A 24,680-nucleotide genomic window follows, 5' to 3' on the forward strand; every position below is an offset into this window, starting at 1 on the left:
TAGGCACTTGCCATTTTCAATCAGAGAATGTCAGGTGCTTTTCTTTTTTTCAAGGAGGGATAGATTTGAATGTATTTGAAGCTGTGAAACAGTCCGTCACAACAAGACAGGCTGCGGAGCATTATGGAATCCATGTAGGTCGGAACGGGATGGCTTGCTGCCCGTTCCATCACGATAAAACCCCAAGCATGAAGCTGGATCGGCGTTACCACTGCTTCGGCTGCGGTGCGGATGGGGATGTGATTGATTTTGCCGCCGCCCTGTATGGGCTGGGAAAGAAAGAAGCCGCCGTACAACTGGTAAATGACTTTGGGCTTTCCTATGAGGACTGGAAACCGCCGGGAAAGGCAAAAAAGCCCAAGCCCCGGCAGAAATCCCCGGAGGAACAGTTTCAGGAAGTAAAGAACCGCTGCTTCCGTATTCTTGCCGATTATCTCCATCTGCTTCGGGCATGGAGAAAGGATTATGTCCCGCACTCCCCGGAGGAAGCCTTTCATCCCCGGTTTGTGGAAGCCTTACAGAAGCAAGCCCAAGTGGAATATCTGCTGGATGTGCTTCTGTTCGGGGAAACAGAGGAAAAAGCGGCTTTGATTACGGACTACGGAAAGGATGTGATACAGCTTGAACAGCGAATGGCAGAGCTTGCAGCCGCAGACGCAGCAAGAACTAAAAAACACCATGAACGCCATGCAGCCGCCACAGAGCGTTGAGGAAATCAAGGCGGGACTGGAAACTACCGAGAAAGGCGGTGTCCGTCAGAGCATACGGAACTGCCTGACCGTATTCCAGCGTGACCCGCTGCTTTCCGGGGCTATCGCATACAACATCCTGACCGACCGCAAGGACATCATAAAGCCCATCGGTTTTCAAAGAGAAAGCACCGCCCTGAACGATACGGATATGAAGTATCTGCTTCTTTATCTGGAAGAAACCTATGGGCTTACCAATGAGAAAAAGATTGATAACGCCATCGGGATTGTGGCGAATGAAAACAAGTACCATCCCATCCGGGACTATCTCAATACCCTTGTGTGGGACGGGACAGAGCGAATCCGTTTCTGCCTGCGGCACTTTCTGGGGGCTGACGCAGACGATTACACCTATGAAGCATTGAAGCTGTTCCTGCTGGGTGCAATCTCACGAGCCTTTCAGCCGGGGTGCAAGTTTGAAATCATGCTCTGCCTGGTAGGCGGTCAGGGGGCTGGCAAGTCCACCTTCTTCCGTCTGCTGGCAGTCCGGGACGAGTGGTTCTCCGATGATTTGCGGAAGCTGGACGATGACAATGTGTACCGTAAGCTGCAAGGTCACTGGATTATCGAAATGTCGGAAATGATGGCAACCGCCAACGCCAAGAGCATTGAGGAAATCAAGTCGTTTTTAAGCCGGCAGAAAGAGGTTTACAAGATACCCTATGAAACCCACCCGGCAGACCGCCCCCGTCAGTGCGTGTTTGGCGGCACTTCCAATGCCCTTGACTTCCTGCCCCTTGACCGTTCAGGCAACCGCCGTTTTATCCCGGTCATGGTGTACCCGGAGCAGGCGGAGGTTCACATTTTGGAGGACGAAGCCGCTTCCAGAGCCTATATCGAGCAGATGTGGGCAGAAGCTATGGAGATTTACCGAAGCGGCAGGTTCAAGCTGGCTTTCAGCCCCACCATGCAGCGGTATCTCAAAGAACACCAGCGGGATTTTATGCCGGAGGACACCAAAGCCGGAATGATACAGGCGTATCTTGATAAGTACACCGGGAGCATGGTCTGTTCCAAGCAGCTTTACAAGGAAGCCTTGAACCACACCTTTGACGAGCCGAAGCAATGGGAAATCCGGGAAATCAACGAGATTATGAACCAGTGCATTACCGGCTGGCGGTACTTCCCGAACCCAAGAATGTTTTCCGAATATGGCAGACAAAAGGGCTGGGAGCGTGAAAACCCGGCAACGGACTCCGGCAACCCGTCTGAAAAAACGATGGATGGTTTTGTGGAGGTCACAGAACAGATGGAGCTTCCATTCTGAAAATGACCGCCCGTTGCACCCCCTGTTGCTATCCCGTTGCCGAGCCGGTTGCCGGGGAAAACCCCTTATTTCCGGGCTTTTCTCCCTTATAACAACCAAAACAACAGAAAAATAAAAGAAAAGTATAAATAGTAACCATCGCCAGATTGAGATTGTTTGCAAGGTCTTTTGAAGCCCGTTGCCGGACTTCGTTGCCGACACCCTCTGTCTGGCTATTTTCATGTATGGAGGATAACTGCCTATGGCAAAAAACAAAACAGAGATTCATGTGACCACTGTATTTGACGGGGAACTGGACGCAACCGATGTGTTCGTCAGCCTGATTTCCCAGAAATACGGTAAAATAAATACAAAAGAATATCTTGCTAAAAAGAAAGATATAGGCTATAATGAAGATGAGGTTCAAAAGAGCCAGATACCGTCTGGATTGTGTGGGTAAATGGCTATGATGAACGAAATGGAATACAGAACAATCGGTTCGGCACTTGCCGGGGGCTATCGTGCGGCGGTCTATTGCAGGCTGTCAAAGGACGATGACCTGCAAGGCGAAAGTGCCAGTATCGCCAACCAGCGGGATATGCTGGAAAAATACTGCGAAAAGCAGGGATGGGAGGTTGTGGCAGTCTATCAGGACGATGGCTTCACAGGTCTTAATATGGAGCGTCCTGATTTACAGAGGATGTTGAGAGCTATTGAGCGCAGGCAAATCAACCTTGTCATCACGAAAGACCTCAGCCGACTGGGGCGGAACTATCTGCAAACCGGGCATTTGATTGAGGACTTTTTCCCAAGAAACGGTGTCCGCTATATTGCCATGAATGACGGTATCGACACCCTGCGGGATAACAACGACATCGCCCCGTTCAAGAATATCCTGAATGAGATGTACAGCAAGGATATTTCCAAGAAAGTCCATTCCTCTTATCTTCTGAAAGCGCAGAAAGGACAGTTTACCGGGTGTCTTGCCCCGTTTGGGTATCGGAAAGACCCGGAGGACAAAAACCATCTGCTCATTGACGAGGAAACCGCCCCGATTGTGCGGCTGATTTTCGGATATGCCCTGAACGGTCATGGTCCGAACTATATCCGCAGACGGCTGGAGGAAGAAAAAATCCCCTGCCCCACATGGTGGAACCGGGAACGGGGGCTTCGCAACACCCGAACCAAATGGGAAAAGAAAGACCCGGAAAACGGGCGGTATATGTGGGACTTCTCCGTTATCAAAGACCTTTTGATGAATCCCGTCTACACCGGTGCGATTGCTTCCCAGAAAAAAGACTACCGTTTCAAAATCGGCACAATTGGGGAAAAGAAGCCGGAGGACTGGATTGTGGTGGAGGGACAGCATGAACCGCTGATTGACCGCATGAGCTTTGACATTGTGCAGAACAAGCTGAAATCCCGCCAGCGTCCGGGGCAGACCGATGAAATCAGCCTGTTTGCCGGATTGTTAAAATGCGGCGAGTGTGGGAAGTCGCTGACGGTACGCTACACAAACGCAAAACATCCCCAGCGGATTTATTCCTGCAAGACCTACAACGCCTTTGGAAAGAACCACTGCACCCAGCACCGGATTGACTATGACACCCTTTACAGCCATGTGCTGCGGAAAATCCGGGAATGTGCCAGAGCTGCCCTGATGGACGGGGAAGCGGTTGCCGACCGCCTGACCAATACCTGTGAAGCAGAGCAGCGGGAACAGCGGGAAGCAATGGAACGCTCCCTTACAAGGGACGAGGAACGGATTGAGGTTCTGGACAAAATGGTCATGCGGCTTTATGAGGATATGATTGCAGGGCGTATCAGTGAGCAGAATTTCAACACCATGCTGGAAAAGACACAGACCGAGCAGACGGAGCTTAAAGCAAAAGTGTCCGAGGGCAGAAAGCGGCTGTCTGATGAAGTCCAGCTTGCCAATGACGCAAAACAATGGGTGGAAGCCATTCAGGAATATGCCAACATCACAGAGCTGGACGCAGCCACCCTTAACCGCTTAATCAAAGAAATCGTCGTGCATGAACGCATTGACGAAGATAAAACAAGACACATTTCTATCGAAATTCATTTTAATCTCAAACCCATCCCGGAGGTGGAACAGGTCACTGCCTGACCTGTCCCGCCGGGACGGTTCTCTAAAAAACACCATATAGATTTTTTGTACGCCGCCGCCCGCCATCGAGCAGAGTTTTACACCTAATTGGGGATAAAACAGATTGTAGCCGGAGCGGGAGTTGCCGATGAAAAGTTCCCCGAAATCGTTCAGCCCACACGAGACACCGGTACGGCTGTCCTCTTTGAAAATAAGCATGAGACGAACCCTCCTTTACTGCACCTCTGCGACGCTCTCGTAACCCCAGCAGAAAACCCTGCGGCCCATCTTCTCGCAGCGGGATTTCAGTTCCCTCGCTGCGCTGTCGGCGGAGCTGATGCTCTTGTAACCGCACTCCACAACAGAACCGGCCGGAACCTTGCTCCCAAACGTGGAGCCGTTCTTTCCGGCGTACATCTTGAACTGGTTACCCGTCCAAGGCTCCTCGGCCTTGACGAACCCGAAATACCTTACCTGCGTCATAACGCGCACCTCCTTAATCTCTGTTCTCACGCTTCCACATGAGGAAGTTCTGGTAATCATCTTGACCCATCGAGACCGGCTTGCTCGTGTTGATGAAGTCGGGGCAACCGAAGCAGACGAGCTCGTCGGGGTTGCTGCGGGTCTGCGTCAGAACTTTGGCAGGGACGACGGTCTTCAGCGCCTTTCCGGACGGGACGCCCGGAACCTCAATGCGCCGGAGCAGCATATTGAAGTCGTAGTACCAGTCGAGATTCATGTACCGCTCCTCGCTGTCCGTGCTCTCGATTTCCTTGATGTACTCGGCCAGAGCACCGCGCACATCAAGACGAACCGGAGCGACGCTGTCGTCGTAGCTGTCGTAGAGGGTGATGGTCTCGGCCTTGCCGAAACGAACGGTCAGGGCGGCAACGCTGCCGGTGTACTTGTAGAGCTCCATAAAAACCTCCTACCCGAAACGGGTCTTACTGCTTGCTTGACGTCCCTAAAAGGGACACACGAAAGCAAATAATTAAGCGACCTCAACCATACCAGCCAGACCGTAGAGGAGCTCGTGGTCCTCAAAGGAGATGCGCTCTTCCTCGAATGCACGGTCAATCTGCCAGTAGCACTCGTCGCGGTCGTTTTCGTTCTGGATTGCGGCGATTGCCTTGACCAACTTTTTGAACATATCGTTACCCCCTATCGACCATCAACCGAAATACTTGCTTGCGAACTGAGCCTTGCTGAGGGTCTTCATGTCGTAGACGTACTCGACAGCGTCTGCAACGTCCATGTCGGCACCGGTGACGAGCTCATTGACCAGAGCGGTAAAATTGTTTTCGCGGATGAACTGCTTCATGGATTCGAGAGTTTTCATAATCTTCCTCCTACCCTTTTCGGGTCACGTTCGTTCTTACACCCTTATTATAGACCCTAAAAGGGACAATGTCAAGTAAAATCTGGCAATTTGTGGCAAAAAGTTTTCGAGAATGACGCTTTTTGCGGCATTATGCACGAAACGGCGGCAGAACAGAAAGAAAGCAGGAGCCCGGAGGCTCCTGCTGATATAGTTATCCTGTTTATCCTAATGAGTTTGACCGGAACAATCACAAGAGCAAGGACTTTCCGCTGCTGAGCGAAAAATCGCACTTCACCGATGATACGGTCATGACGGTCGCAGTGGCACGGGGCTTGATGGCAGGGCAAGGGGATGCACCGAAAACCTTTGCCGAGGTGCAGCACGAAATGCGGCGTTTGGGCAAGGCATATCCCGATGCCGGTTACGGCGGGATGTTCCGCCGGTGGCTGCGTGCGGAGCATCCGCAGCCCTACGGCAGCTTTGGCAACGGCTCCGCCATGCGGGTGGCGGCGGCAGGCTGGCTGTTCGATACGCTGGACAAAACGCTGGAGATGGCGAAGGTGACTGCCGAGGTCACCCACAATCACCCGGAGGGCATCAAGGGCGCACAGGCCACGGCGGCAGCGATTTTTCTGGCACGCACCGGCCATAGCAAGCCGGAGATCCGGCAGTATGTGGAGCAGACTTTCGGCTACGATTTGAGCCGCACCTGCGATGAAATTCGCCCGGGCTATCGCCATGTGGAGACCTGTCAGCAGACCGTGCCGGAGGCCATCATTGCCTTTCTGGAAAGCACCGGCTTTGAGGATGCCCTGCGCAATGCTGTTTCCCTCGGCGGTGACAGCGACACCCTTGCCTGCATTACCGGCGGCATTGCCGAAGCCTTTTACGGGATGCCGTCTGAATTGCAGCAGGAAACCTTGAAGCGCCTGCCGGAGGAGATGCGGGCAGCGTATGAGCTGTTCCGGCAGAACCTTGAGCGCAAGGTGTGACACCGTCGGTGCTGAGAGCTAGAGAGCCGCCGCACAGTGATTTGTGCGGCGGCTCTTTTGTGCACAGGTGCTTTTCCGCAGCGGCAAGCCCTCGTCAAAACTCCGGGTGCCATTCATCCCGGATGCCAATGTCGGCACAGACGATTTTTCCGCACAGCGGCGCAGAAGCTTCTGCGATATGCAAAGGCTTATAGCTGTCGAAGGTTACGGTCAAATCTGCATGGGCAGCACCTTCGGCAACCTCCCCGGTATCCGTATTGATGCCGCTGGGCAGGTCTACGGCCAACACAAAGGCACCGCCATTGTGCAGACGGCGTATCAGCCCGCAGGCGGCAAGGCCGGAAGGCCGCAATTCACCATGGAACCCGGTGCCGTAGAGGGCATCCACAACGGCAGCAAAGCGCTGAGTTTCCAGTACAGAACCGTCAGTGCAGATGTGCACCGGCAGGAAGTGCAGACGCTCAAAATTGCGGATGGCGTCAGCGGTTTTCGGCTCGCCCTCGGCCAGAAAAACGGTCACGTTCCAGTCGTCTTTTGCAGCGGCACGGGCAATCACGAACCCATCGCCGCCGTTGTTGCCCTTTCCACAGACCACCAGCAGCCTGCCGGGATGCGGGAACTGCTTTTGCAGTTCAGCGTAAGCAGCCAGTCCGGCATTTTCCATCATTTGCAGGTAAGGCAGACCGTGAGCATCCCCGGCCCGTTCGATTTCCTTCATCTGCGCAGCCGTCACAATGCGATGTTTCATGTTGGCACCTTCTTTCTATCTCTATTATAATGGATGCGATTTTTTGGAACAAGATGAAAGATACCGGTGCATAGAATCGTCCCCGGAGAGTTGGAACAAGCCCTCCGGGGGGCATTTTTGTTTTTCACTATCTTTTCCGCAGGGGAAAACCATGGTATACTGAACGCAACGAATCCAGAGGAATAAACCGGGAGGTACCGTTATGAAGTGGGGAATTTTAGCGACCGGCACCATTGCCAAAAAGTTTGCATCTACGGTGGAACAGATGGGCGCAGAGGGAGAGCAGCTTGTTGCCGTGGGGTCACGGCACATGGAAAGCGCACAGGCGTTTGCGCAGCAGTACGGCATTCCCAGCTGCTATGACTCCTACGAAGCCCTTGCCGCCGACCCGGAGGTGGAGGCCATCTATATCGCCACCCCCAACACCCTGCACTACGAAAACTGCAAGCTCTGTCTGGAGCAGGGCAAGCACGTTTTGTGCGAAAAGCCCTTTACCATCAGCCCGGAACAGGCGCAGGAGCTGTACCGTCTGGCAGAGGAAAAGCACCTCTTTCTCATGGAGGCATTCTGGATCTGGCTGCTGCCGCTGTACGACCGCCTGCGCGAGATCCTTGCGGCGGGCACCATCGGGGAACTGAAGCAGATCACCTGTCAGTACGGCTTTGTGGCCTCCGGTGCCCGGAAGGACCGCAAGTTTGATTCCGGTCTGGGCGGCGGTGCGCTGCTGGATATCGGCATCTACAATCTGGGCTTTCTGCGCATTCTCACCGGACAGGACCCGGAGAAGGTGGAGACCAAAGAGGTCCACATCAACGAGTACGGCACCGACGATTACAGCCGCCTTGTGCTGACCTACCCCGGCGGCTGCAAGGCGGAGTCTGTCCAGACCATCGGGCAGGAGCTGGAGCGCAATGCCCGTATCGTTGGCACCAAGGGCAGTATTTTCCTGCCGGATTTCCAGCACGCCGAGACCATGACGCTGGAAGTGGAGGGCAAAGAGCCGGAGGTCATCCGCTGCCCGGTGGACATCAACGGCTTTGAGTATGAGATCCGGGAAGCAAGCCGCTGCGTCAAGCAGGGACGTACCGGCAGCGACCGCTACACCCCGCAGGACAGCCTTGCCTTGACCCGCCTGATGTACGACACCCGCATGAGCTGGGGCATGAAGTTTGCGGGTGAGGTGTAAGCACACACCTTGCCGCAAAGGGCTTTTTGCGTGCGGAGACTATGGCATACGGAGAGCGGCAACTCGGAATTGATATAAAAAAGAAGGACACATAGATGAAAACAGTGGTTCTTTATAATATTATTTCTTTTATCATCCTCGTTGCTTTGATTTTTGTCTTAAGGATTGTTAGTAAGAGTAATTTAAGACAAAATCAACAACTTGTTATTAAAGTCATTGCAACTATTTTAATTGTTCGTGTGATAGCGTTCGTGCTTTTTATTGATGCAATAGCATTTGGCATTATAGGACCAGTTCAAGATTAACAATTCCAGTTTGACAAGGAAGTGCTTTGCATGAAAAAGCGTATATCAATGATTCTCGGCTTAATAATGCTAATTATAGCTATTGCATTTATAGTGTTTGCATTGAACCATCCAGAAATGAGTTTTCCTTGGAACAATACCATTACTTGGTTACTGTATGGTTTATATATTCTTGTGACAGTCATGTTGCTTATTGCGCCTAAGACGAAGAAGTAAACAATTCGCGTTTGTGGAGCGAAGCGGAACAATGAAAGCCCCAGTGGGGCTTTCAAGCGACCGAACGGTCCTGCGGCAGCAAGATGGAGGGGCCTCGCCCCGACAAGTTCGCGTTTGTGGAGCGAAGCGGAACAATGAAAGCCCCAGTGGGGCTTTTAAGTGACGGAATGGTCTTGCGTTAGCAAGATGGAGGGGCCTCGCCCCGACAAGTTCGCGTTTGTGGAGCAAAGTGGAACAATGAAAGCCCCAGTGGGGCTTTTAAGTGACGGAACGGTCTTGCGTTAGCAAGATGGAGGGGCCTCGCCCCGACAAGTTCCAGTTTTCCGGGCAGACAGGCAACTGAAAACCACACAAAAAACGAAGGAGCAGCCATGGTACTATATTTTTCGGGAACCGGCAACAGCCGGTATCTGGCGCGGCGCATTGCCGAAGGGTTGGAGATGCCGCTTTACGACCTGAACGCCTGCATCAAGGCAGGGAATACCGCCCCGGTGCAGACCGGGCGTGACGTGGTGCTGGTGACGCCTACCTACGCATGGCGTATCCCCTGGGTGGTGTCCGAGTGGCTGGGCAAGACCACGCTGACCGGGGCAGAGCGCATCTGGTTTGTGATGGATTGCGGCAGCGAGATTGGCAATGCGGCAGGCTATAACCGGCAGCTTGCAGCGCAAAAGCAGCTGCAGTATATGGGCACAGCTCAGATCATCATGCCGGAAAACTACATTGCCATGTTCAATGCACCCCAAAAGGAGCAGGCACGAAGCATCGTGGAGCAGGCAGAGCCTGCGCTTCAGAAGGTGCTGGCGCAGCTCAAGGCCGGGCAGGAATTTCCTCCGCCGAGAGAGAACCTCTACGACCGCTTTATGAGCGGCCCGGTGAACCCGGTGTTCTATCGCTTCTTTGTAAAAGCGGATGCCTTCCGGGCAACGGACGCCTGCATCGGCTGCGGTAAGTGCGTGGAGCTGTGCCCCTTGAACAACATCCGTCTGGAAAACGGAAAGCCGGTCTGGGACAAAAACTGCACCCACTGCATGGCGTGCATCTGCTACTGCCCCAAAGAAGCCATCGAGTACGGCAAAAAGAGCAAAGGCAAGCCCCGGTATCACTTTGAAGCGCTGGAAAAGCAGCAGGATGTATGAAGAAAAAAGGAAAAACGATGATGGTAAAAAGTAGATGAAGTATTTATACTTACATGGATTAGGACAAAAACCAGACAGTTGGGATAGAGTGATAAAAGAAACGACGGTCTCGGATAGAAGCGCCAGCTTGAGCTTGGCAGAGATGCTGGAAGGAAAAGCGGCCACCTATAGGGAGCTGTATTCTGCATTCTCAGAAGAGTGCAATAAGGAAAATGACGAAATCGTCTTATGTGGGCTCTCTCTGGGTGCTGTTTTGGCACTTAATTATGCAATAGACCATCCGGATAAAGTAAAGGCACTTGTGTTAATTGCGGCACAATACAAAATGCCTAAAAAATTATTGAAATTCCAGAATATGCTGTTCCGCTTTATGCCAAATGCAACGTTCAAGCAATTTGGATTCAAAAAAGCAGATGTGATCAGTTTGTGCGGCACGATGGCAGAATTGGATTTCAGAGATTCATTGTGTAAGGTGTCTTGTCCTGTATTGATCGTTTGTGGCGAAAAAGACGATGCAAATAAAAAAGCCTCAAAGGAACTTGTCAGCTATTTGAGCAATTCCTGCTATCGTGAACTTTTGAAAACGGGTCATGAAGCAAACATAGAAGCTCCGGAGGGATTAGCGGCAGTGTTACAGAGATTTTATGACAATATCGAATAAATCTGATTTATCAAAAGAGAGACGAAGACTGTCAAGCAAACTCGAAGAACAGGCAGCGCAGGCTGTTGCTTGGAAAGACCTGCGGTGCACGAATCAGCGCGGTGATGGCGGCAGGCAACCGGCGGACGAAAGGGCAGAGGTGTCTTTGAAAGTATAAACCTATTGACATGGTGCGAAAATAGGTTTATACTATCCCCAACACAAGGAAGGGAGCGCAGACAGATGAAACGTACAACAGATGCCCGGCACAGGCTGCCCGGGCGAATGCGCTGCTCCCAGACAAATTCCCGGCAGACAGACTGAGAAAAAACAGGAAGATGCCGTTGTCTGGGAGAAGTGCCCAAACATACATCGTTACAATAAAAGGAGAACCGACAATGGCTGATTATAAACTGTGGAACGCACTGAAGGATGCTAAAAAATATCGCTGGGTGGAACTTTCTCACTCGCTGAACAACGAAAGCCCCTACTGGTCCGGCATCCCGGAAGGCTCTGTGGAGCTGGCAAAGACCGTGTGGGACTGGGGCAAGCCGGAACTGGAATGCCTGATCCAGACCTTCAAATTCCCCGGACAGTTCGGTACCCATATCGACTTCCCGGGGCACTTCATCAAGGGCAAAGCATTGTCCGAAAAGTATGATGTGAACGACCTGATCTTCCCGCTGGTGGTCATCGATATTTCTGAGCAGGCCAAGAAAGACCCTCGCTACGCTGTGACAGTGGAGGACATCAAGGCCTATGAAGCAAAGTACGGTCCTATCCCGGATGGTGCGCTGGTGGCTCTGCGCAGCGACTGGTATAAGAAGTGGCCGGATATGGATGCGCTGTCCGGCATCGACGCAGAGGGCAAAGAAAATGCTCCCGGCTGGTCGCTGGAAGCATTGGAGTATATCTACAAGGTGCGCAATGCCGCCGCCAACGGCCACGAAACGCTGGATACCGATTCCTCTGCGGTGGCGGAGGAAAAGGGCGACCTTGCCTGCGAGCGCTATGTTCTGGACAACGACAAGCTGCAGGTGGAGGTGCTTGCAAATCTGGATAAAGTGCAGCCGGCCGGTGCAGTGGTCATCGTTTCTTATCCCCGCATTGAAGGTGCAACTGGTCTGCCTGCGCGGGTCTGGGCCATTACCGAATAAGAGCGGAGAAGTGGGAAAATGTCCTTTGAAAAAGCAAAAGCCGGTGCTCATTGTCACCGAGGGCACGGCAAAGCTGGACAACCACAAGTACAAGAGCCTGTTCCACATGAAGGCCAAAATGATCCCCTACGATGAGGTGGAAGCCTATGTGGGGCATGCACCCGGCGGTGTGTGCCCCTTTGGAGTGAACGAGGGCGTGGCGGTCTATCTGGACGAGAGCCTGCGCAAGTTTGATACCGTCTACCCGGCGGCGGGCAATGGTCACACCGCCGTCAAGCTGACCTTGCAGGAGCTGGAAGTAGCCGCCGGAGCCGAGGGCTGGGTGGATGTCTGCAAGGAGCCGGAAGGCGAATAAAAAGGGCCCATCCCGCAGTATTGCTGTTGGATGGACCCTTTTGTGATTCGCAGAGTAATGCCGGCAATATTGATTCCATATTGCAGACGTAAAAACTGTTGACCCTGCGATTGGGCTCCATCTGCAATAAAAAAGGGCAAAGCCGCCTGCATTCAGGAGACCTTGCCGTTTTGTATTATATTTTACAATAAATTAGGCAGTTTCCCGTGTATTCACAGCGCCACATTGACCGGCAGGACATACACGCCGTCGGCGGCGTAGAAGGTGATCTGAGTAATCGTCTTGCCGATGATGGATGCAAAGTAAGGATCATCGGCATTGAAGCCCAGTTTGGTACCATGCCAGATGTTGGTCACATGATGCAGGCCGTACTCACTGCCATCGGCGGTGGTCAGAACTACGCCGTAGACCTTGTTGGCCTTGTAGTCCAGATCAAAACCGGAGATTTTCATCTCGTAGGTGGCGCGGTGACCGTTGGTATTCAGCTCCACAGTGGTGCCCTCTACGGTGGTCTCGGTGGCGTGGACCTTGCCAAACTCCCACTTGCCGCTCAGCAGGTTATACCATGAGGTGATATAGTAGGCAGGGGTCTCACTGAGCTTGTAGTAAGCGTAGCTCTCGTTCTCAAACAAGGCATCTGCGCCGGTGTAGGTGGTGGTGGATTCCTTGCCCTTCAGGGTAACGGTAATGTCGTAGCTGTCGGCATCGGTGACCTGCTTTGCATTCTTCAGCGCCCACGGGGTCAGCACCTTGACCGGGAAGGAAACGCCGGTGATGTCGGAGCCGTCCGCGTTGACGTGGTAGGAACCGGCGGCAAGGTTGCCCGCACGGGTCTTGTTCTTGGTGGCGCTGGTCACAGCGTCGATCTCAGATGCGTTGTCCACACCGGCAGCCTTGTAGAAGTCGGCGTAGGGGATGTTCATCTGGACATAGCTGGAGGGCAGGCAGTTTTCCTGTTCCACCTCTTCCGCAGCGAAGGCAGGGACTGCCACAGCGCATACCAGCATAGCGGCCGCAATTGCACCTGCAAATACTTTTTTCAACCTCATTGTAACACACCTCTATCTCAGTTTTGAAAAAAACAGTTAGCTCTGCCTAACAATTGGCGCAAAAAATGCAGGGGAAAAACCCCTCAGATGGTTAGGTAAAACAAATTCGCGAAGTAAAAATAGCACTCCCACCGGGCGTTGTCAAGTAGAAACCGGAAAGTTTGCAGAGGTGAATTTTTCGATGCAGGAAACGATCTGCATCCTCTATACCGCAAAGCCCTTGACCTTTTTGCCGGAGCGCAGTATACTGCTTGTGAGGTTAGTTATATTTAACCGCAGGAGGTACTACATGATACAAGGCGCATTCTGGGGGATTTTGATCCCCTTTCTGGGCACAAGCCTTGGGGCGGGCTGTGTGTTCTTTTTGAAAAACTCTCTGCGTGACGGCATCCAGCGCGCCCTCACCGGCTTTGCCGCCGGAGTGATGGTGGCGGCATCGGTATGGAGTTTGCTGATCCCGGCTATGGAGCAGGCCGCAGATCTGGGCAGGCTGGCGTTTTTCCCGGCGGCGGTGGGTTTCTGGCTGGGCATCCTGTTTTTGCTGCTGCTGGACCATCTCATCCCGCATCTGCACCAGAACAGTTTGCAGGCCGAAGGGCCAAAAAGCCAGCTCCAGCGCACCACCATGATGGTTCTGGCGGTGACGCTGCACAACATCCCGGAGGGCATGGCGGTGGGCGTGGTTTATGCCGGTTACCTTGCCGGAACGGCTCAGATCACCGCCGCCGGGGCGCTGGCACTTTCCCTTGGCATTGCCATCCAGAACTTCCCGGAGGGTGCCATCATCTCCATGCCACTGCGGGCGGAAGGAATGAAAAAAGGCCGGGCGTTCTGGGGCGGCGTGCTGTCCGGCATCGTAGAGCCCATCGGGGCAGTGCTGACGATTCTGGCGGCAGGCATCGTGGTGCCCGCGTTGCCCTATCTGCTCAGCTTTGCCGCCGGAGCCATGCTGTATGTGGTGGTGGAGGAACTGATCCCGGAAATGTCGCAGGGGCAGCACTCCAACGTTGGCACAGTATTTTTTGCGGTGGGCTTCAGCGTGATGATGGTGCTGGACGTAGCACTGGGGTGACGGTTGGAGTCCCCGAAAACGAAATCTCTTTCGGAATACCCGAAAATGCCTAAACTTCTTGACAGAGGAGACGGCAGGGCGTATTATTTTGGCAGAAGGACCGCTGAGAAGCGGCTTTTTATAGAATAAAAAGTTAGCTCTATCTAACTTTTGGCACGAGGAATTGCTGGCCTGTCATCCGGTGCAGTGGGCGCATCTGGTAAAAAGCATTGCATTGTGAACGGTAAACAGAAAGAGGGGGGCATTATGTCCTTTTTTGAAAACACCCGAAAGCCCGTAGGCCTTGGCGGGAAGATCATGGTTGCTATGATGAACTTTGGACACAGCGCAATGGCAGAATGGGGGCTGCGCTTTTTACAGCCTGCCCCGGATGCCATGGTACTGGACTGCGGCTGCGGCGGTGGAGCGAACATTAAGACACTGCTGAAACTGTGCCCCAACGGCAAGGTGCAGGGCATCGACTACTCAGCCGTCAGCGTGGAAAAAGCGCGAAAGGTCAATGCCAGAGCCATTGCGGCAGGACGGTGTACCGTGCAACAGGCAAGTGTGGCAGAACTGCCGTTTGAAGCGGAGCAGTTTGATGTGGTGACCGCCTTTGAAACGGTCTATTTCTGGCCGGAACTTGCGCAGAATTTCAGAGAGGTTTATCGAGTGCTGAAGCCCGGCGGAATCTTTTTCATCTGTAACGAAGCAAACGGCGAAACAACAAAAGACGACAGATGGACACAAATTATCAATGGGATGACCATCTATACGGATATTGCACTGAAAGAGTGTCTGGAAAAAGCAGGATTTTGTCAGATCAAAAGCCACAAAAATAAAAAGGGCTGGCTTTGCGTTACGGCGCAAAAGCGGTGAAATAGTGTAAGAAGGACGGAGCATGGAACGAAAAGAAGCAATCCGCGGTGCCTATCGGCTGACAGGTGGAAACAGCTTTTATGACGGCATGATCACCTGCTCCACCCTGAGCGGGGAAGCGGTGTGCCGTCTGGTGTGGGACATGAACAAGGCGGAAAACGACGCCTATCTGGAAAAGGCACTGTCCGGCATCCCAGAGCATTTTTCAGGCAAGCTGCTGGAGGTGCCGGTGGGCACCGGCATTCTGACCATGCCGCTTTACAAGACGCTGCCCAAAGCGGACATCACCTGTCTGGATTACTCGGCGGATATGATGGGGCAGGCGCAGGAAAAGGCAGACCGCCTGCACCTGAAGAATGTGACCTTTCAGCAGGGGGATGTGGGTGCACTTCCGTATGCGGATGGCGCGTTTGATATTGTTTTGTCGCTGAACGGCTTTCACGCGTTCCCGGATAAAGAGGCCGCTTACCGGAAGGCCTATCGGGTGCTGAAACCCGGCGGAATCTTTTGCGGCTGCTTCTATGTGAAGGGCGAGCAGAAGCGGACGGACTGGTTTGTCCGGCACATTTATGAAAGGACGGGGTTCTTCACACCGCCCTACGAGACGGCCTTCAGTTTGAAAAAACGGCTGGAGAAATGGTACGCAACCGTAACACTTGGAACAGTGAAGAGTATGGCATGGTTTGCCTGCCGGAAAGCAGAATAAGGAGAACAGGAAGGAACCTATGAAATACAAAATCGAGAAAAACACCGTGCAGGAGACGCTGATTCTCCCACTGTATTCCCGGAAGCTGTGTACCGAGCTGTATCCGAACCTTTACCAAGACGAAACGGCGGTGCGTCTGCTCGACCAGATCGACTACGACTTTTCGCAGGCGGAGAAAAACTCCCGCAGCCTGATGCAGCGCTTTGGTGCGCTGGAGGTCGCCATGCGGCAGAATGACCTTGCCTTTGAGGTGCGGGCATACCTGAAAACGCACCCCTGTGCGGCAGTGGTCAATCTGGGCTGTTGGCTGGATAACACCGGCAGAGCCTGCGACAACGGCAGATGCAAGATCTACAATCTGGACTTCCCGGATGTCATTGCCTTGCGGCAGCAGCTGCTGCCCGCCGGGGAGCGGGAGCAAAACATCCCCTGCGACCTGAAAGACCCCGCATGGTTTGACAAGATCGATGCCTCCGGCGGGGCGGTGTTCTTTGCCTCCGGGGTGTTCTATTACTTCCTGACGGAGCAGGTCCGGGAACTGGTGCAGGGGATGGCGGACGCTTTCCCCGGCGGCGTGTTGGTATTTGATGCAGCCAACCGAACGGCGGTAAAGATGATCGCCAAAACGTGGCTCAGGACGGCGAAAATCAAGGATGTGGGCGCATATTTTGCTGTTTCGGACGCTTGCAAGGAAATCGGCGCGTGGGACAGCCGTCTGCAGGTCACAAGCCGCGGCTATATGCTGGGGTACAACGATTTGAAAGATCCTTCTGTCAGCGGCTTTTTCAGGTTTCTCGCAAGGGTCGGGGACAACGGGATGAAAATGCAGATCGTGAAGATCGGATTTGGAGACAGAAAATGAAATATGCCAGAATACGATAAAACCAAAGGGAGCTCTGCCCGGATCTTCGTCCGTGACAGAGCTCCCTTTTTTACTTTAGCCTTTTATGCAAGAATCCCGGTGGACTGCAAAAACAGCACCAGCATCATCACCGGGGCAACATAGCGGATCATCACCCGGTAGAGCTTCTTGCGGCGGAAGGTCTCGCCGTTGCGCTGCATCTCGTCAATGACGTAATCCGGTGTCATGACCCAGCCGATCAGGATGGTGGACAGCAGGGCAATGAAAGGCATCATGACACTGTTGCTGACGTAGTCCATGATATCCAGCAGCTGAGCCGCAGAGCCGTTGGGCAGCTGTACCTCAAAATAGAAGACGCTGTAACCCAGCGCAATGATAGCGGAAGCGGCCAGATAAATGACCGCCAGCACAAGCACCGTCTTTTTGCGGCCCGAGTGGAAGATCTCCATGCAGTTGGCGGTGATGGATTCCAGCACCGAGATGCAGGAGGTCAGGGTGGCAAAAATGGCGGTAACGAAGAACAGGATGCCCACGAAAGTGCCGGCCTTGCCCATAGCGGCAAACACCTTGGGCAGCGAGACGAACATCAGGCTGGGGCCGGCGCTCATGCCCTCGGTGCCGGAGAACACATACACGGCGGGGATGATCATAGCACCGGCCAGCAGAGCTACACCGGTATCGAAGATCTCGATCTGATTCACCGCCTTGTTCAGGTCTACGTCCGGTTTGACGTAGGAACCGTAGGTGATCATAATGCCCATGGACACGCTGAGGGAGAAGAACAGCTGGCTCATGGCGTCCAGCAAGATCTGCAAAAAGCGGCTGACGGTCAGCCCTTCCATGTGCGGGGTCAGGTAGTAGCGCAGCCCTTCCATACCGGTGCGCATCTGGCCGGAAGCGTCCTCGTGGCGCAGGGTGAGGGCGTAACCCGCAATCACGACCACCAGCACCAGCAGAATGGGCATCATGTAGCGGGACACCCGCTCAATGCCGCCCTCCACGCCGTTGTACACGATGAAGGCCGTCACCCCCATGAACAGCAGAGCGAACACCACGGGGGAAACCGGTGAAGTGATGAAACTGGTGAAATAGCCGTCCTCAGCAGCGGCGGCAGACTGCCCGGTGAGGTAGACCACCGCATATTTCGTGATCCACCCGCCGATGACGGCATAGTAGGTCATGATCAGAACCGGCACCAGAAAGGTCAGGATGCCGAGAAATTTCCACTTGGGGCGCATCGTCTCGTAGGCGCGGATGGCACTCTGCTTGGTGCGGCGTCCGATGGCGATATCCGAGGTGAGCAGGGTAAAACCGAAGGTCAGCACCAGCACCAGATACACCAGCAAAAACAAACCGCCGCCATCCTTTGCGGCAAGGTACGGGAACCGCCACAGGTTGCCGACACCCACCGCACTTCCGGCGGCAGCAAGGACAAATCCGATTTGTCCGGAGAAACTGCTTGCTTTCTTTTCCATGATTCTTAAACTCCTATCCTAAAAACCTATTGTAATATAGGATAACATGAAGTATCATATCAGTAAACCCAATAAAATTACTACGACCTATAAATTTTACTTATGGAGCGTTTGCAATGCGGGAACAGAAAGACCGATACGAGATATTCTTGAAAGTATGCGAAACGGGCAGTTTTTCCAAAGCAGCGGAGGCACTGAACTATACCCAATCCGGCATCAGCCAGATGATGGCGGGGTTGGAAGAAGAACTGGGCGTGCAGTTGTTCGCCCGCATCAACCGGGGCGTGACCCTGACCGATAACGGCACCCGCCTTTTGCCCTATATCCGGGAGCTGGCCAACCAGAAGACCCGGCTGCGGCAGGCGGCGTTCAATATCAACCACAAGGTGGAGGGCAAGCTGCGGGTGGGCAGCTTTTCCAGCATCACAACGCTCTGGATGCCGGAAGTCGTGCATTATTTCAAGGAAAACTACCCGAAGGTGAAGATAGAAATTCTGGACGGCAACTATGATGAGATCCGGGAATGGATCATCCATGGGCAGGTGGATTGCGGTTTCCTCTCGTCCATTGTGGCAGACGACCTGAAATTCTACCCGCTCCGGGACGACCCGCTGTGCGCTGTGTTCCCGGAGGGGCATCCACTGGCTACACGACCCAGCGTAACGCTGTCGCAGCTGTTTCAGTATCCGCTCATCATTGAAACGCCCGGCTGTGATAATGACATTCAGCACCTGATGCTCAAATGCCCGGTGAAGCCGAATATTTCATACAGCTTCCGGGACGATACCCTCATCATGGCGTTCGTGCGCAGCGGGCTGGGCGTGACCATCTCGCAGGAGCTGGTGATGCAGGCATTCGGCTGCCCCGGTGTGGTGTCCCGCCCACTGGAGCCTGCCTGTTGCCGGACATTGGGGCTGGCGTTTTCCAAGACGGCAAGCTCGGTGGTGAGCCGGACACTGCTGGAATATCTGAGATCCACCCGGCAGTGAAAGGATACACCGCAGATAAAATAAGAACAAATAGCAGTCATATTGAAAGACGTCCCGTCTGAAAGTGAAGGCTTTATTTTCAGGCGGGACTTTTTGTCCCCACGGTACAGGGCTGCTTGCGGCAGGCCAACTACGATATAAAGGCCATCTTCTGCTGCTTTGATGCCCGGACGGTGCGGGTGTGTCAGGAAAAGCCGTAAGAGGAACACAGGAAAACGTGACCCGGTCACAGAAAATCTAATTAGGAAATGTTATCATATAGTCACAGAAAACACCAACAACATTCCGATGGAGGATTTTAATATGAAGGCAAAGTTTTATATCTGTGAGCACTGTGGCAACCTGATCACCACCATCCACAACGCAGGCGTTCCGCTGGTCTGCTGCGGCGAGAAGATGAAGGAGCTGCTCCCCAACACGGTGGAAGCCAGCGGCGAAAAGCATCTGCCGGTGGCCCAGCTTTCCGGCAGCACCCTCACGGTTACGGTGGGTGCAGTGGAGCATCCCATGGTGGATGTACACCACATCCAGTGGCTCTTTGTGGAGACCGAAAACGGCGGACAGCTCCGCTACCTCGCCCCCGGTCAGGCACCCAAGGCGGTGTTTGAACTGGGCAGCGAAAAACCGGTGGCGGTCTACGCCTACTGCAACCTGCATGGTCTGTGGATGACGAAACTTTAAGAAATAAACGGGCTCCTGCCAGTGGTTAAACGCTTGCAGGAGTCTGTTTTTTTGCGTGCAACCAGAGGATTGATGCAGCGTTAAAAATATTCTGCTTGACCTTGTGCAGAGGATGAAGTAATATACTCGCAAGAAACCGACTTCCGAGTATAGTTTATGCAAGTACGCTTTGAGGAGGAATACCATGCGTTCCGAACAGATAAGAAATCAACTGGAAATCGTGCAGGGAGACATTACCAGGCTGGACTGTGACTGCATCGTGAATGCAGCCAACCGCAGTCTGCTGGGCGGCGGTGGCGTGGATGGGGCCATTCACCGGGCAGCAGGGCCGGAACTGCTTGCCGAGTGCCGCACCCTGCACGGCTGCCACACCGGTGAAGCGAAGATCACCAAGGGCTACCGGCTGAAGGCAAAGTACATCATCCATACGGTGGGTCCCATCTACTCCGGCACCCCGGAGGACGCTGTGCAGTTGGCAGACTGCTACCGCAATTCGCTGGAGCTGGCAAAGTCCTGCGATATCCACAGCATCGCCTTCCCGGCAATTTCTACGGGCGTGTATGGCTATCCGCTGGATGCCGCCACCCAAATTGCGGTGGATACAGTGACCGATTGGCTGCAAAACCACGCCGACTACGATATGAGGGTCATCTTCTGCTGCTTTGATGCCCGGACGGCGCAGGCGTATCAGACAAAAATGAAAATGGGGTAAACATTGAAATACAGAGAAATCGTGGACGGCATTTTTCTTGACCGCCCCAACCGTTTTATTGCCCATGTAGATGTGAACGGCACGGTGGAAACCGTCCATGTCAAAAACACCGGACGGTGCAGGGAACTGCTGCTGCCCGGTGCGGCGGTGCGTCTGGAAGTGTCAGACAACCCGAAACGCAAGACAAAATACGACCTTGTGGCGGTACGCAAGCAGGAACTTGGCTGGGTCAACATGGACAGTCAGGCACCCAACAAGGTGGTAGGAGAATGGCTCTCAAAGCAGGAGTTTGACCTTGTCAGGCCGGAGTTTGCATACGGAAAATCCCGCATTGATTTTTACATGGAAAAGGGCGAACAGAAATACCTGCTGGAAGTCAAAGGCTGCACATTGGAAGTGGGCGGTATCGGTTATTTCCCGGATGCGCCCACCGAACGGGGCGTGAAGCACTTGCACGAGTTAGCGCAGGCACAGCGGGCAGGGTATCGGTGTGCGGTAGCCTTTGTGATCCAGATGGAAGGTGTCACCGAGGTGAGGCCGAATGTTGGCACGCAGCCGGAGTTTGGCACAGCGCTGGCTGAAGCGAAAGTCGCAGGCGTGAGCGTGCTGTTCCTGCTTTGCCATGTCGGGCGGGACAGTCTGGAAATCGTGGAGCAGCGGGAAGCGTGAAAAAGGAAGGAAATGACACTCTGTTTGTGTTTGTTGAATGCGGTCTCACTGACACCCTTGCCTGCATCACCGGCGGAATTGCCGAAGCCTTTTACGGGATGCCGCAGGAGCTGCGGAACGAAACCTTGAAGTGCTTGCCGGAGGATCTGTGGGCGGCTCTTTTTCGTGCAGGTGCTTTTCTGTAAGGTGGGGAAACGTGGTATACTGAAGGCGGCAAATCGGAATTTGATGGAGGGATGTTTCTATGAAATCTTTTGTTTGCAGTTTGTGTCACAATGGCATAGTTGGAGGAGGTCTGTACCTCGATAGTCAGTCGCTTACTTACAAGACAAACAAGCTTACAGTTGGCAAAAAATACAGAAATTTAGTTTTGCCGATGCAGGAAATAAAAGAAATCTCTTGGAAGTGGATAGTCTTTCCAATTGCAACAGTTAATATGAAAAATGGAGAACTATATAAATTCATTATTTTCAATAAATCACGCTTTGCAAAATGGTTTCAAGAGTATTCTCGATAAATACAAAGTGTCAAATTCGCGTTTGTGGAGCAAAGTGGAACAATGAAAGCCCCATTGGGGCAGCGAAATCGGCAATGCGGCAGGCTATAACCGGAAGCTTGCGGCGCAAAAGCAGCTGAGGAATCCCGACAGGGGCAAAAAAGGAACAGATGCCGTGGATTCAGCGCAGCCAGAGGTAGTAGAACGAACGCGGATAGATTTGTTAGAAAAAGATATACTGCCATCTTCAGGGAGACAAAAGAGGACTTTTCGAAGATTGTAGATTTTTTGAAGTAGTAAAATGCTGAAGCGTTTGGAGCTGACTGCTTACGATTTGAGCCTTGTAGTGGTTGCTTTGCAAAATTTTTATTCTTTACTTGATAACTGTATACGATAAAACCAAAGGGAGTTCTGCCCGGACCTTCGTCCGTGACAGAGCTCCCTTTTTGCCTCATAAAACTTATTGCGAAGTGGGTGGTGGTCTGCCGGGCAGCAGGAAAAAAGATGTTCATAGCGCTGCCTGATACCGCGATTAGCGGAGCAAGAACCACACGCCCAGCAGGATCGCAAGGAAGATCAGGTTGGATAGGGTGAACAGCCCAAAATACTGCTTCTTCCCCTGTGGCAGCTCCCGTGCGATCTGCCGGTAGGAAATAAGACTGGCCATGGATGCGATCAGAGTGCCAAGACCGCCCAGATTGGTGCCGATGATGAGGGCTTGTGTCTCTGCCGTGAACCCGGACAGCAGCAGGGCGGCGGGAACATTACTGGTGACCTGCGAAGCAAGAACTGCCACCAGAACTTCCCGGCCGGTCAAAAACTCCTGCAGCCAGCCGGAAAAGGCTGGAATGCGGCCCAGATTGCCAATAAAGATGAAAAAAGCCACAAAGGTCAGAAGCAGGGAATAGTCCACCGTCCGTAAGGTGTGTGGGTCTGCAAAAAGGGCGCAGACGAGTACAGCGGCAAAGGCAATGCCATAGGGCAGCACCCGGATCACGGACAGCAGGCAGACGGCAAACAGAACCAGATACAGCAGGATGATCTTCTGATCCCCCTGAGATGCAGAAGAAACAAGCTCATCCACGGAAAGGGCGGCAGAGGCTTTCCGGCAGACCAGCGCTGCCCAAGCCAGCAGCAGGAGCAGAGAGACCAGTGTGTAGGGCAGCATAAGAAGCACAAGTCCCCCGATGCTCATGCCGCTTTTTCCGTAAAGATAGAGGTTCTGGGGGTTGCCGATGGGGGTCAGCATACTGCCAAGGTTTGCTGCAATGGTCTGCATACAGACCACCGGGATCAGAAGGGAGCGGCGGACATCCGCTCCCAGACGGCTCAGAACCACGAACGTAAAGGGAACGAAGGTCAGCAGGGAAACATCGTTGGTGATGAACATGCTTCCGAAAAAGCACAGCCCGACCAGTACCAGCGTCAGCTGAAAGGTGCTGTGGGTGCGGGACAGCAATGCCCGTCCCAGTCCATCAAAAAAGCCCTGCCGCCGCAGCCCGGCCATGACCGTCATCAGGGAAAACAGGATCGCCAGCGTGCGCAGGTCGATGTAGCCGAGATACTGCATATCCGGCGGAACAAAGAAGGCGGAGACAACGGCCAGCACAGCGGCTGCGGTGAGGACCGTTTCCTGCTGAATGAATTGTTTGAGTTTCATAGAGACACATCCTTGTAGTTGTAAAGGCAGCCCTGCTGCGATGCCGGGCGGCCTTTTTCCGTATTTCAGAGCAACAGCTTCTGCAATCTTTTTTTGCAGCACCATCCTACTCCATTAGCGGGGCATCGTCAAGAGAAAACAGAAAAAATGCAATCTGAATATGAAAAAACGGATGGCTCCGCAGAACCATCCGATAAAACTGGTATCATCAGTCTTTCCGATACTTATGAGTATGCTGGAAAGCTTTTTTGACATCCGCAAAGATAGCAGAAAGCTGCCGCTTTCCAGATGAAGCGCCAGAACCAGAAACTTTGTGGCAAAAAATTGCAGAAGAGATAAAAACATGCCGACCCCTCCCCAAAGCGTCATAAACGGTTACTGTAATTTATGAAGGAGGGCTTGCCTTTTTTCCTGACTGCGGGCGGCGTACATAAAGTATTTTGTTTTCCCAAAAGATATGCTATAATCAGATCAGACAAAATTCCTCTCTTCAAGCGATTTCTCTGCAATTTCCCGGTGTCTCTGCTCGTATCAAAAATAAGGGACTGAATTTTAATTGTCAGAACGGAGGAACCATTATGGCAATCTTTGAAAAGACCATCCGAAACAAAAACTTTGACAAGCTGCTTCGGAAGCTGGAAAAGGAGATCCCGGACAGCAGTTGGTCTGCAGATTTAGAGGCAGGCAGTGATTTCAAAGAGGGCGATGCCCGGTGCAGTGTCCGTGTGTTTGAACGGTACAGCATGATGGGCGGCAACCGCCTGAGTCTGACGCTGACCATGTTCCAGAATGCGGACAGTCCGATCCGGCTGTCTGCCATCACCGCAGGAGGCAGTCAAGCGGTGATCTTTAAGGTGAACACCCTCGGAGAAGAATCTTTTCTGGATGATGTAAAGGACCTGCTGGAAGAAATTTTGGAGGAGTGAAATGTTTTACGCGGGATTTGATCTGTTGTTCAGCATCCTGTTTCCCATCCTGTTCCTTGTGGTTTTGGGCATGATCCTATACACCATCATCGGAAATATCAGCACATGGAATAAAAACAACCATTCGCCGCGGCTGACCGTGCCGGCAACGGTGGTGGCAAAGCGCACGGAAGTTTCTCGCCACCATACAGACAATACGATGATGCATACGTTCACGACCTATTATGTGACCTTTCAGGTAGAGAGCGGCGACCGCATGGAACTTACCGTAAGTGGTTCGGACTACGGAATGCTTGTAGAGGGCGACATTGGAAAGCTGAATTTTCAGGGTACCCGCTATCTTGGGTTCCAGCGGAACTAA

Annotated in this window: 32 protein-coding genes and 1 pseudogene; 24 read left to right on the forward strand and 9 right to left on the reverse strand. The window is 53.1% G+C overall.

Annotation, left to right across the window (positions count from 1 at the left end):
- The first annotated feature begins 65 nt into the window (after nucleotides 1-65).
- Nucleotides 66-710, forward strand: a complete 645-nt coding sequence (locus tag ACKXF9_RS14280; protein WP_418266573.1) for a CHC2 zinc finger domain-containing protein — start codon at nucleotides 66-68, stop codon at nucleotides 708-710.
- Nucleotides 679-2,016: a VapE domain-containing protein gene (locus ACKXF9_RS14285; protein WP_418266574.1), complete on the forward strand. Its 1,338-nt coding sequence runs from the start codon at nucleotides 679-681 to the stop codon at nucleotides 2,014-2,016. Before ACKXF9_RS14280 ends, ACKXF9_RS14285 begins: the two co-directional genes overlap by 32 nt.
- Before the next feature lie 28 nt (nucleotides 2,017-2,044).
- On the opposite strand, the gene ACKXF9_RS14290 is transcribed toward ACKXF9_RS14285, so the two are convergent.
- Nucleotides 2,045-2,284: a hypothetical protein gene (locus tag ACKXF9_RS14290; protein ID WP_021682886.1), complete on the reverse strand. Its 240-nt coding sequence runs from the start codon at nucleotides 2,282-2,284 to the stop codon at nucleotides 2,045-2,047.
- On the opposite strand from ACKXF9_RS14290, the gene ACKXF9_RS14295 reads away from it, so the two are divergent.
- A complete protein-coding gene (locus tag ACKXF9_RS14295; protein ID WP_003533377.1) occupies nucleotides 2,258-2,455 on the forward strand; it encodes a hypothetical protein in 198 nt (65 codons plus the stop codon). The two genes, ACKXF9_RS14290 and ACKXF9_RS14295, sit on opposite strands and share 27 nt — an antisense overlap.
- On the forward strand, nucleotides 2,456-4,126 hold the full coding sequence (locus ACKXF9_RS14300) for a recombinase family protein (RefSeq protein ID WP_055262334.1): 1,671 nt from the start codon (nucleotides 2,456-2,458) through the stop codon (nucleotides 4,124-4,126). It begins immediately after the preceding gene.
- Between the two features lie 213 nt (nucleotides 4,127-4,339).
- On the opposite strand, the gene ACKXF9_RS14305 is transcribed toward ACKXF9_RS14300, so the two are convergent.
- The 4 genes from ACKXF9_RS14305 to ACKXF9_RS14320 all read right to left on the reverse strand — a co-directional run bounded on the left by ACKXF9_RS14305 (nucleotide 4,340) and on the right by ACKXF9_RS14320 (nucleotide 5,444).
- The gene (locus ACKXF9_RS14305; RefSeq protein ID WP_249258137.1) at nucleotides 4,340-4,588 is read right to left on the reverse strand and encodes a hypothetical protein; all 249 of its coding nucleotides are present in this window, start codon (nucleotides 4,586-4,588) and stop codon (nucleotides 4,340-4,342) included.
- Between the two features lie 13 nt (nucleotides 4,589-4,601).
- Nucleotides 4,602-5,024: a hypothetical protein gene (locus tag ACKXF9_RS14310; protein WP_249258138.1), complete on the reverse strand. Its 423-nt coding sequence runs from the start codon at nucleotides 5,022-5,024 to the stop codon at nucleotides 4,602-4,604.
- A gap of 72 nt (nucleotides 5,025-5,096) precedes the next feature.
- Nucleotides 5,097-5,255, reverse strand: coding sequence for a hypothetical protein (locus tag ACKXF9_RS14315; protein ID WP_154251260.1), 159 nt, complete (start codon nucleotides 5,253-5,255; stop codon nucleotides 5,097-5,099).
- A 21-nt stretch (nucleotides 5,256-5,276) separates the two neighbouring features.
- Nucleotides 5,277-5,444 (reverse strand): hypothetical protein, encoded by a 168-nt coding sequence (locus tag ACKXF9_RS14320; RefSeq protein ID WP_154251261.1) that lies wholly within the window; start codon nucleotides 5,442-5,444, stop codon nucleotides 5,277-5,279.
- Between the two features lie 209 nt (nucleotides 5,445-5,653).
- Between ACKXF9_RS14320 and ACKXF9_RS14325 the strand changes: the two are divergent.
- Nucleotides 5,654-6,418: pseudogene (locus ACKXF9_RS14325) on the forward strand (ADP-ribosylglycohydrolase family protein); the annotation flags it as partial.
- A gap of 94 nt (nucleotides 6,419-6,512) precedes the next feature.
- Here the strand turns inward: ACKXF9_RS14325 and ACKXF9_RS14330 are convergent.
- Nucleotides 6,513-7,166 (reverse strand): NAD(P)H-hydrate epimerase, encoded by a 654-nt coding sequence (locus tag ACKXF9_RS14330; protein WP_418266575.1) that lies wholly within the window; start codon nucleotides 7,164-7,166, stop codon nucleotides 6,513-6,515.
- A gap of 202 nt (nucleotides 7,167-7,368) precedes the next feature.
- On the opposite strand from ACKXF9_RS14330, the gene ACKXF9_RS14335 reads away from it, so the two are divergent.
- The 6 genes from ACKXF9_RS14335 (at nucleotide 7,369) to ACKXF9_RS14360 (ending at nucleotide 12,164) form a co-directional block, all read left to right on the forward strand.
- The gene (locus tag ACKXF9_RS14335) at nucleotides 7,369-8,352 is read left to right on the forward strand and encodes a Gfo/Idh/MocA family protein (protein ID WP_418266576.1); all 984 of its coding nucleotides are present in this window, start codon (nucleotides 7,369-7,371) and stop codon (nucleotides 8,350-8,352) included.
- 95 nt (nucleotides 8,353-8,447) lie between these two features.
- Complete coding sequence (locus ACKXF9_RS14340; protein ID WP_339395934.1) at nucleotides 8,448-8,657, forward strand: hypothetical protein; 210 nt, start codon at nucleotides 8,448-8,450, stop codon at nucleotides 8,655-8,657.
- A 587-nt stretch (nucleotides 8,658-9,244) separates the two neighbouring features.
- Nucleotides 9,245-10,012, forward strand: a complete 768-nt coding sequence (locus ACKXF9_RS14345) for an EFR1 family ferrodoxin (RefSeq protein ID WP_418266577.1) — start codon at nucleotides 9,245-9,247, stop codon at nucleotides 10,010-10,012.
- Nucleotides 10,013-10,046: 34 nt separating this feature from the next.
- Nucleotides 10,047-10,673 carry an alpha/beta fold hydrolase gene (locus tag ACKXF9_RS14350; protein WP_418266578.1) on the forward strand — a complete coding sequence of 209 codons (627 nt, stop codon included), beginning with the start codon at nucleotides 10,047-10,049 and terminating at the stop codon, nucleotides 10,671-10,673.
- 377 nt (nucleotides 10,674-11,050) lie between these two features.
- Nucleotides 11,051-11,809: a cyclase family protein gene (locus ACKXF9_RS14355; protein WP_112091591.1), complete on the forward strand. Its 759-nt coding sequence runs from the start codon at nucleotides 11,051-11,053 to the stop codon at nucleotides 11,807-11,809.
- Nucleotides 11,810-11,834: 25 nt separating this feature from the next.
- Nucleotides 11,835-12,164 carry a YbaK/EbsC family protein gene (locus ACKXF9_RS14360; protein ID WP_418266579.1) on the forward strand — a complete coding sequence of 110 codons (330 nt, stop codon included), beginning with the start codon at nucleotides 11,835-11,837 and terminating at the stop codon, nucleotides 12,162-12,164.
- 212 nt (nucleotides 12,165-12,376) lie between these two features.
- Here the strand turns inward: ACKXF9_RS14360 and ACKXF9_RS14365 are convergent, their stop codons facing one another.
- Nucleotides 12,377-13,213: a hypothetical protein gene (locus ACKXF9_RS14365; protein ID WP_418266580.1), complete on the reverse strand. Its 837-nt coding sequence runs from the start codon at nucleotides 13,211-13,213 to the stop codon at nucleotides 12,377-12,379.
- A 289-nt stretch (nucleotides 13,214-13,502) separates the two neighbouring features.
- Here ACKXF9_RS14365 and ACKXF9_RS14370 point away from each other — a divergent pair, with 289 nt between their 5' ends.
- From ACKXF9_RS14370 to ACKXF9_RS14385, 4 genes are all read left to right on the forward strand, one after another.
- On the forward strand, nucleotides 13,503-14,285 hold the full coding sequence (locus ACKXF9_RS14370) for a ZIP family metal transporter (protein WP_418266581.1): 783 nt from the start codon (nucleotides 13,503-13,505) through the stop codon (nucleotides 14,283-14,285).
- 246 nt (nucleotides 14,286-14,531) lie between these two features.
- Entirely contained in the window at nucleotides 14,532-15,143 is a 612-nt protein-coding gene (locus tag ACKXF9_RS14375; RefSeq protein ID WP_418266582.1) for a class I SAM-dependent methyltransferase, read from the forward strand.
- Between the two features lie 22 nt (nucleotides 15,144-15,165).
- Nucleotides 15,166-15,849, forward strand: a complete 684-nt coding sequence (locus ACKXF9_RS14380) for a class I SAM-dependent methyltransferase (protein ID WP_418266583.1) — start codon at nucleotides 15,166-15,168, stop codon at nucleotides 15,847-15,849.
- A 19-nt stretch (nucleotides 15,850-15,868) separates the two neighbouring features.
- Nucleotides 15,869-16,711 (forward strand): class I SAM-dependent methyltransferase, encoded by an 843-nt coding sequence (locus ACKXF9_RS14385; protein ID WP_418266584.1) that lies wholly within the window; start codon nucleotides 15,869-15,871, stop codon nucleotides 16,709-16,711.
- An 83-nt stretch (nucleotides 16,712-16,794) separates the two neighbouring features.
- On the opposite strand, the gene ACKXF9_RS14390 is transcribed toward ACKXF9_RS14385, so the two are convergent.
- Nucleotides 16,795-18,186, reverse strand: coding sequence for a sodium-dependent transporter (locus ACKXF9_RS14390; protein ID WP_418266585.1), 1,392 nt, complete (start codon nucleotides 18,184-18,186; stop codon nucleotides 16,795-16,797).
- A gap of 149 nt (nucleotides 18,187-18,335) precedes the next feature.
- Between ACKXF9_RS14390 and ACKXF9_RS14395 the strand changes: the two genes are divergently transcribed.
- From ACKXF9_RS14395 to ACKXF9_RS14420, 6 genes are all read left to right on the forward strand, one after another.
- A complete protein-coding gene (locus ACKXF9_RS14395) occupies nucleotides 18,336-19,175 on the forward strand; it encodes a LysR family transcriptional regulator (protein WP_418266586.1) in 840 nt (279 codons plus the stop codon).
- 303 nt (nucleotides 19,176-19,478) lie between these two features.
- Entirely contained in the window at nucleotides 19,479-19,856 is a 378-nt protein-coding gene (locus ACKXF9_RS14400) for a desulfoferrodoxin family protein (RefSeq protein WP_418266587.1), read from the forward strand.
- 184 nt (nucleotides 19,857-20,040) lie between these two features.
- Entirely contained in the window at nucleotides 20,041-20,568 is a 528-nt protein-coding gene (locus ACKXF9_RS14405; RefSeq protein WP_418266588.1) for an O-acetyl-ADP-ribose deacetylase, read from the forward strand.
- Between the two features lie 3 nt (nucleotides 20,569-20,571).
- A complete protein-coding gene (gene sfsA, locus ACKXF9_RS14410) occupies nucleotides 20,572-21,237 on the forward strand; it encodes a DNA/RNA nuclease SfsA (RefSeq protein ID WP_418266589.1) in 666 nt (221 codons plus the stop codon).
- A complete protein-coding gene (locus tag ACKXF9_RS14415; RefSeq protein ID WP_418266590.1) occupies nucleotides 21,234-21,422 on the forward strand; it encodes a hypothetical protein in 189 nt (62 codons plus the stop codon). Before sfsA ends, ACKXF9_RS14415 begins: the two co-directional genes overlap by 4 nt.
- A 59-nt stretch (nucleotides 21,423-21,481) precedes the next feature.
- On the forward strand, nucleotides 21,482-21,754 hold the full coding sequence (locus ACKXF9_RS14420) for a hypothetical protein (protein ID WP_044960098.1): 273 nt from the start codon (nucleotides 21,482-21,484) through the stop codon (nucleotides 21,752-21,754).
- 511 nt (nucleotides 21,755-22,265) lie between these two features.
- On the opposite strand, the gene ACKXF9_RS14425 is transcribed toward ACKXF9_RS14420, so the two are convergent.
- Nucleotides 22,266-23,393: an SLC13 family permease gene (locus ACKXF9_RS14425; RefSeq protein ID WP_418266591.1), complete on the reverse strand. Its 1,128-nt coding sequence runs from the start codon at nucleotides 23,391-23,393 to the stop codon at nucleotides 22,266-22,268.
- A gap of 93 nt (nucleotides 23,394-23,486) precedes the next feature.
- On the opposite strand from ACKXF9_RS14425, the gene ACKXF9_RS14430 reads away from it, so the two are divergent.
- The 3 genes from ACKXF9_RS14430 (at nucleotide 23,487) to ACKXF9_RS14440 (ending at nucleotide 24,680) form a co-directional block, all read left to right on the forward strand.
- Entirely contained in the window at nucleotides 23,487-23,645 is a 159-nt protein-coding gene (locus ACKXF9_RS14430; RefSeq protein ID WP_418266592.1) for a hypothetical protein, read from the forward strand.
- A 326-nt stretch (nucleotides 23,646-23,971) separates the two neighbouring features.
- Nucleotides 23,972-24,319 (forward strand): DUF6054 family protein, encoded by a 348-nt coding sequence (locus ACKXF9_RS14435; protein ID WP_339395950.1) that lies wholly within the window; start codon nucleotides 23,972-23,974, stop codon nucleotides 24,317-24,319.
- Between the two features lies 1 nt (nucleotide 24,320).
- Nucleotides 24,321-24,680: a DUF2500 domain-containing protein gene (locus tag ACKXF9_RS14440; RefSeq protein WP_418266593.1), complete on the forward strand. Its 360-nt coding sequence runs from the start codon at nucleotides 24,321-24,323 to the stop codon at nucleotides 24,678-24,680.

It is taken from the genome of Faecalibacterium sp. 9, from assembly GCF_048320955.1.
Taxonomy (GTDB): Bacteria; Bacillota; Clostridia; order Oscillospirales; family Ruminococcaceae; genus Faecalibacterium; species Faecalibacterium wellingii.

What these genes read in the sequence shown, in the direction of transcription:
- ACKXF9_RS14285 (WP_418266574.1), top strand. Translation starts at nt 679, where the DNA reads ATGAACGCCATGCAGCCGCCACAGAGCGTTGAGGAAATCAAGGCGGGA.
- ACKXF9_RS14295 (WP_003533377.1), top strand. Translation starts at nt 2,258, where the DNA reads ATGGCAAAAAACAAAACAGAGATTCATGTGACCACTGTATTTGACGGG.
- ACKXF9_RS14290 (WP_021682886.1), bottom strand. Translation starts at nt 2,284, where the DNA reads ATGAATCTCTGTTTTGTTTTTTGCCATAGGCAGTTATCCTCCATACAT.
- ACKXF9_RS14300 (WP_055262334.1), top strand. Translation starts at nt 2,456, where the DNA reads ATGGCTATGATGAACGAAATGGAATACAGAACAATCGGTTCGGCACTT.
- ACKXF9_RS14305 (WP_249258137.1), bottom strand. Translation starts at nt 4,588, where the DNA reads ATGACGCAGGTAAGGTATTTCGGGTTCGTCAAGGCCGAGGAGCCTTGG.
- ACKXF9_RS14310 (WP_249258138.1), bottom strand. Translation starts at nt 5,024, where the DNA reads ATGGAGCTCTACAAGTACACCGGCAGCGTTGCCGCCCTGACCGTTCGT.
- ACKXF9_RS14315 (WP_154251260.1), bottom strand. Translation starts at nt 5,255, where the DNA reads ATGTTCAAAAAGTTGGTCAAGGCAATCGCCGCAATCCAGAACGAAAAC.
- ACKXF9_RS14320 (WP_154251261.1), bottom strand. Translation starts at nt 5,444, where the DNA reads ATGAAAACTCTCGAATCCATGAAGCAGTTCATCCGCGAAAACAATTTT.
- ACKXF9_RS14330 (WP_418266575.1), bottom strand. Translation starts at nt 7,166, where the DNA reads ATGAAACATCGCATTGTGACGGCTGCGCAGATGAAGGAAATCGAACGG.
- ACKXF9_RS14335 (WP_418266576.1), top strand. Translation starts at nt 7,369, where the DNA reads ATGAAGTGGGGAATTTTAGCGACCGGCACCATTGCCAAAAAGTTTGCA.
- ACKXF9_RS14340 (WP_339395934.1), top strand. Translation starts at nt 8,448, where the DNA reads ATGAAAACAGTGGTTCTTTATAATATTATTTCTTTTATCATCCTCGTT.
- ACKXF9_RS14345 (WP_418266577.1), top strand. Translation starts at nt 9,245, where the DNA reads ATGGTACTATATTTTTCGGGAACCGGCAACAGCCGGTATCTGGCGCGG.
- ACKXF9_RS14350 (WP_418266578.1), top strand. Translation starts at nt 10,047, where the DNA reads ATGAAGTATTTATACTTACATGGATTAGGACAAAAACCAGACAGTTGG.
- ACKXF9_RS14355 (WP_112091591.1), top strand. Translation starts at nt 11,051, where the DNA reads ATGGCTGATTATAAACTGTGGAACGCACTGAAGGATGCTAAAAAATAT.
- ACKXF9_RS14365 (WP_418266580.1), bottom strand. Translation starts at nt 13,213, where the DNA reads ATGAGGTTGAAAAAAGTATTTGCAGGTGCAATTGCGGCCGCTATGCTG.
- ACKXF9_RS14370 (WP_418266581.1), top strand. Translation starts at nt 13,503, where the DNA reads ATGATACAAGGCGCATTCTGGGGGATTTTGATCCCCTTTCTGGGCACA.
- ACKXF9_RS14375 (WP_418266582.1), top strand. Translation starts at nt 14,532, where the DNA reads ATGTCCTTTTTTGAAAACACCCGAAAGCCCGTAGGCCTTGGCGGGAAG.
- ACKXF9_RS14380 (WP_418266583.1), top strand. Translation starts at nt 15,166, where the DNA reads ATGGAACGAAAAGAAGCAATCCGCGGTGCCTATCGGCTGACAGGTGGA.
- ACKXF9_RS14385 (WP_418266584.1), top strand. Translation starts at nt 15,869, where the DNA reads ATGAAATACAAAATCGAGAAAAACACCGTGCAGGAGACGCTGATTCTC.
- ACKXF9_RS14390 (WP_418266585.1), bottom strand. Translation starts at nt 18,186, where the DNA reads ATGGAAAAGAAAGCAAGCAGTTTCTCCGGACAAATCGGATTTGTCCTT.
- ACKXF9_RS14400 (WP_418266587.1), top strand. Translation starts at nt 19,479, where the DNA reads ATGAAGGCAAAGTTTTATATCTGTGAGCACTGTGGCAACCTGATCACC.
- ACKXF9_RS14405 (WP_418266588.1), top strand. Translation starts at nt 20,041, where the DNA reads ATGCGTTCCGAACAGATAAGAAATCAACTGGAAATCGTGCAGGGAGAC.
- ACKXF9_RS14420 (WP_044960098.1), top strand. Translation starts at nt 21,482, where the DNA reads ATGAAATCTTTTGTTTGCAGTTTGTGTCACAATGGCATAGTTGGAGGA.
- ACKXF9_RS14425 (WP_418266591.1), bottom strand. Translation starts at nt 23,393, where the DNA reads ATGAAACTCAAACAATTCATTCAGCAGGAAACGGTCCTCACCGCAGCC.
- ACKXF9_RS14435 (WP_339395950.1), top strand. Translation starts at nt 23,972, where the DNA reads ATGGCAATCTTTGAAAAGACCATCCGAAACAAAAACTTTGACAAGCTG.
- ACKXF9_RS14440 (WP_418266593.1), top strand. Translation starts at nt 24,321, where the DNA reads ATGTTTTACGCGGGATTTGATCTGTTGTTCAGCATCCTGTTTCCCATC.